Source organism: Pseudomonas sp. 10B238, assembly GCF_000970615.1.
Taxonomy (GTDB): domain Bacteria; phylum Pseudomonadota; class Gammaproteobacteria; order Pseudomonadales; family Pseudomonadaceae; genus Stutzerimonas.
Genome location: NZ_KQ033959.1, coordinates 1 through 4,591 on the forward strand (window position 1 = coordinate 1; position 4,591 = coordinate 4,591).

Annotated in this window: 4 protein-coding genes; 2 read left to right on the forward strand and 2 right to left on the reverse strand. The window is 53.0% G+C overall.

Going from position 1 to position 4,591, the window contains the following annotated elements:
• Positions 1 to 1,519, reverse strand: a 1,519-nt coding sequence (locus RT21_RS22610) for a copper resistance system multicopper oxidase (RefSeq protein WP_046164436.1), incomplete at its 3' end; no start/stop codon positions are given.
• Between the two features lie 375 nt (positions 1,520 to 1,894).
• On the opposite strand from RT21_RS22610, the gene RT21_RS23470 reads away from it, so the two are divergent.
• The gene (locus RT21_RS23470; protein WP_080623458.1) at positions 1,895 to 2,557 is read left to right on the forward strand and encodes a DUF305 domain-containing protein; all 663 of its coding nucleotides are present in this window, start codon (positions 1,895 to 1,897) and stop codon (positions 2,555 to 2,557) included.
• A 503-nt stretch (positions 2,558 to 3,060) separates the two neighbouring features.
• Here RT21_RS23470 and RT21_RS22620 read toward each other — a convergent pair.
• Positions 3,061 to 3,267 carry a co-regulatory protein PtrA N-terminal domain-containing protein gene (locus RT21_RS22620; RefSeq protein ID WP_003298771.1) on the reverse strand — a complete coding sequence of 69 codons (207 nt, stop codon included), beginning with the start codon at positions 3,265 to 3,267 and terminating at the stop codon, positions 3,061 to 3,063.
• Positions 3,268 to 3,681: 414 nt separating this feature from the next.
• Here RT21_RS22620 and RT21_RS22625 point away from each other — a divergent pair, with 414 nt between their 5' ends.
• The gene (locus RT21_RS22625; protein ID WP_003298769.1) at positions 3,682 to 4,362 is read left to right on the forward strand and encodes a heavy metal response regulator transcription factor; all 681 of its coding nucleotides are present in this window, start codon (positions 3,682 to 3,684) and stop codon (positions 4,360 to 4,362) included.
• Positions 4,363 to 4,591: the final 229 nt, after the last annotated feature.

Sequence of the window (4,591 nt, forward strand, 5' to 3'; positions counted from 1 at the left end):
GGCCGGTGAGATGGAGTTCGATCGTCCGACTGGGCTCACGGCCGTCCGGATCGGGGAAAGTGCTTCTCAAGTCGCTATAGGTCAGGACTCGGCGGCCGTTGTCTCGTAAGCCAATACCGGGATCGTTCAGCCTATGAGTTGGGCTCATGGTCTGCATGTCCACCAGTGGGTTATTGGACTCTGAGGGCGGGTGCGATTGCATACCTGCGCTCATCCCAGCCATTCCAGAGTGGTCCATCCCGGACATCCCACCCATTTTGCTGTGATCCATGCCGGCCATTGCGCCCATGTCGCCCATCCCTTGCATGTCACCGTGGTTCATGCCGGACATGTTGCTATGGTCCATCGCGCCCATGTCGCCGCCATGGTCCATGCCCGCCATACCGCCCATGCTGCCGTGATCCATCCCCATGTCGTCCATGGTGATTAGTGGTCGAGGATCGGTTTCTGGAACAGGAGCGCTCAGCCCTTCGGCAACCGCTAGCGTGCCACGGGCGTATCCTGTGCGATCCATCGATTGGGCGAAGATCGTGTAAGCCTCCTCGGTCGCAGGCTCGACAATCACATCGTAGGTTTCTGCCACGGCAATGCGGAATTCGTCGACGCTAACTGGGTTGACGTATTGGCCATCGGCTGCGACTACAGTCATCTTCAGCCCTGGAATGCGGACATCGAAATAGCTCATGGCCGAGCCGTTGATAAACCGCAGACGAAGCTTCTCGCCAGGCTTGAAGATACCGGTCCAGTTCCCGTCGGGTGCTTGGCCGTTCATTAAATAGGTATAGGTGTAGCCGCTTACGTCGGCGAGGTCGGTGGGACTCATTTTCATCTGAGCCCACATTTTCCGATTCGCAATCGTAGCGGCCCAGCCGTCTTCGCTCACATCGTTAATGAAGTCTCCGACAGTGCGCTTGTGGAAGTTGTAATAATCGGACTGCTTCTTGAGCTTAGAAAGGATACGAGCGGGATCCTCATCGGACCAATCAGTCAACATCACCACATAATCGCGGTCATAGCTGAACGGTTCGGGATCTTTCGCATCGATGACCAACGGGCCATAGACACCAAGCTGCTCTTGTAGCCCTGAATGACTGTGGTACCAATAGGTACCGTTCTGTTTAACCTGAAACTTATATACATACATGCCATCGGGAGCGATGCCTTGGAAGCTCAATCCAGGCACACCATCCATGTTGGCCGGCAAGATCATGCCGTGCCAGTGAATAGATGTATCTTCACTCAGCTTATTCCTGACTCGCAGCGTGACGGTATCCCCTTCACGCCAACGTAGAAGCGGCCCTGGGATAGTCCCGTTGATGGTCATCGCCGTCCGAGCCGCACCGGTGATATTGACCGGCGTCTCCCCAATCAGCAGGTCGAACTCCGTGCCGGTTAGTACGCTGGGCTGGCCGGGGCTACTCACTGCCCAGACCGGAGCTCTCCACAGGCCAAGACCACCAAGGAGGCCTGCGGCAGTCAAGCCTTTAACAAAGGTTCGCCTAGAGGTTTTACGTTGCATGTGTAGGTTCCAATCAAGCTAAGGAGCCAAGCCGAAACCAGCCCTACGGGTTGGTGTTGCCAGCGGTAATTGATCATAGAGGCTCGCGCGCGGTCTGTCTTATCAAGCGACTCGCCTTTCATCGTAAATATGGCATGCCGAAGTAAGACGCGTGATTACATTTTTGTAAGCTTAAAGCGCACCAGAAAGCGCCCAAGGAATCGCCAGTGAAGATGTAGGACGTTCACGTAAAAGCCGTGCGATAGCGTTACCGTGAGAAGGAACTTTTGATTCTTACAAGAATCTGATTGCAATGATGCTCATTGAATACAAACGTCATCTGTTCTGAGCAAAGCAACAATAATAACGGATGTAAATTCATACAGGACTAATGCCATGGCTAACGACTCTTTGCGCCGTACAGGTTTTTTAGGTGCTGCATTGCTGACCGCCAGTGTTTTATTAACTGCGCCTGTGCAGGCCGCTGGGCCGGGCACAGGAAGAACAGCTGCGTTTGAAAAGAACTATCTGACTTTTATCATCGATCATCATTACTCAGCGCTTAGAATGACCGAACTAGCCGCTGGAACGGATACAGTGCGTGATCCGAACATAAATGATCCGCGTGAAGGGACTGCGCCTACTCCGAACTTTGGTGAGACACCTGCCAAAGCAAGCTCCGAAGAAATAAAGTCAATGGCCCGCATGGCAAACCGCACGCAACGGGAAGAAATTGCGAAAGCTCAGCGGTTCTTGCTTGAGTGGTATGGCGTCGCACACGTTCCGCAGATACCACCTGCCGGGCAGCGACAGATCCAAGCACTCATGTACGAAAGTCCTGGGGCTAATTTCGACAGAGCGTTTTTGGCAAATTTCAGCAACCACCACTATTTGGCGTTAGGGCCAAGTCAGGATTGCAGGGTAAAATTTGATTTGAAACATGAAGAGCTCAAGCACTATTGCGAGGGCATAGTCCAAGCGCAAACGAGGCAAATCAATGATATGCGTGGACAGCTGTGCGAGCGATTCAGGGTCTGCGATTATCAGCCTTACAAATAGGTTGAATTAGCTGCACGGCGAAACGGTAGGACTTTCCAAATATGCGGCGAGTATCCGTAACCTCCTAACAGCCCGCCGCCTTCCGATCATAATTATTCCGGTCACTTTAGGACTGATTTTATTTGGTCGTAGGCTTGATAAGAACCGTTTAAAGGGTGTATCCATAAATACATCCCCGACATAATGAGCGATTTTCTAAGGCTTTTTTGATGCTCCTTTAGCCTGACGGCGCTTTTTCGGCGCCTTTTTTTTAGGCTGTGCGGGCTATGCAGAAGGCCTCGATTGTCGAGGTCATTGAAGAGAATCGCCAATATACCGTTCATCCGCTTAAGGTGGGGATGCTAGGTCTCGTTTTTAGAAGAACAAGTTTCAACGTAGCTGATAATGGCCCCTTCGGCCTTTTGCAACTAACGTTGCAAGCGCCAACGCCGTGGCAGCTACAACATTCATGGAGCTGCCACAGTTCAGCGAGCCGAGTGTTCACATTTGCGTAAGGTTTCGCTTCAGCACTTAGCGTGCTTGGCAGCCGGAGCTGCCTTGGAGGCAACCTCTTGGGCTTGATCCTTCTGATCAGCCTGATAAGCCGCGATCGACACTTGCCGAGCCTGCTCCATACGAGCAAAGGTACGATCACCACCACCTTCTGCCATTGCATAGGAAGAGCTTGCTGCGATGGCGAGCAGTACGGAAAGAGATCTGAAAAGTTTCATGCTTGTTACCTCGTGGAAAGACATAGATACCCAGCGCCGCTCCAGGCAGGAGTCTTGGCTTGGGCTTGTGTCTAAGCTAACCGAGAGTTCCTGTCAGATCCCTGAATTAGACATTACGGTTTCGTCAGTAAAGCAGGCAAGCAGCTACAAGCGAAAGCGCAGAAAGCGTGTATGGCGCTTTTCGTTCTGGCAATAGGTCTTGTTTCCTGCCGGCAAAAAAAAGGCGCCATCGAGGCGCCGATAGGCCAAAGGAGCATGGAAAGGCCAAAAGCAGAGTATGGGAGCAACTGCTGACGTGAAAGTTAGCGTTGCAAGCTGTCATTCCGATGATGCGGGCATTACGTTTCTGTAAGGTACTGGCTGCCCGCCCAGACAATCGGCACACTGTTCTAAATGCTGGCGAGAGTACCTTCAATGAAGCTTCTTGTTGCTGAAGATGAGCCGAAAACGGGCACCTACCTACAGCAGGGGCTCACGGAGGCTGGATTCACTGTCGATCGAGTAGAGAACGGGACCGATGCCGCTCAGCATGCGCTTAATGCGGCATACGACCTGCTCATTCTAGATGTGATGATGCCTGGCTTGGATGGGTGGCAGGTTTTACATCAAATCCGCGCTGCGGGTAATGAGGTCCCTGTGCTCTTCCTCACCGCCAGAGATGGGGTTCAGGATCGAGTAAAGGGATTGGAGCTGGGCGCTGATGATTATCTCATCAAGCCGTTTGCCTTCTCCGAGTTGCTAGCCAGGATCCGTACGTTGCTTCGCCGCGGCAACCATGCCCCCAACCAGACGATACTCAAGCTCCACGACCTTGAGATGGACTTGCTGAGACGTCGGGTTACGCGCTCGGGGAAACGCATAGACCTGACCGCTAAGGAATTCGCACTTCTTGAGCTATTGCTTAGGCGTCGCGGGGAAGTGCTCTCAAAGTCCCTTATCGCCTCCCAGGTTTGGGATATGAACTTCGACAGCGATACCAACGTCATTGAGGTGGCGGTACGACGGCTGAGAGCAAAAATCGATGATGAGTTCGAGCCTAAGCTCATACAAACCGCGCGTGGGATGGGATATTTGATCGACGTACCAGACCCCTAGAGCGAAATGCTCGGCATTCCATCGCGATGGGCCAAGCTACCGGTACCTATGCGGCTAGGGCTAGCCACCGAACAAGGAGCGGTGCCGAACCTCAGTTCTCCGAGCTGGATTTCGTCAGGTGTGGCACGAAGAAGATGGGTCGCTGCGGGGGAGCTATCAGAATATCAGTGGATTTGATGCTAGTGCCCTTGCGACGCTTGGTCTTGCCATCCTTACCGACCGCCAGCAA

Excerpts from the sequence above, each read along its gene's own strand:
- RT21_RS23470 (WP_080623458.1), top strand. The coding sequence starts at position 1,895 with ATGGCTAACGACTCTTTGCGCCGTACAGGTTTTTTAGGTGCTGCATTG.
- RT21_RS22620 (WP_003298771.1), bottom strand. The coding sequence starts at position 3,267 with ATGAAACTTTTCAGATCTCTTTCCGTACTGCTCGCCATCGCAGCAAGC.
- RT21_RS22625 (WP_003298769.1), top strand. The coding sequence starts at position 3,682 with ATGAAGCTTCTTGTTGCTGAAGATGAGCCGAAAACGGGCACCTACCTA.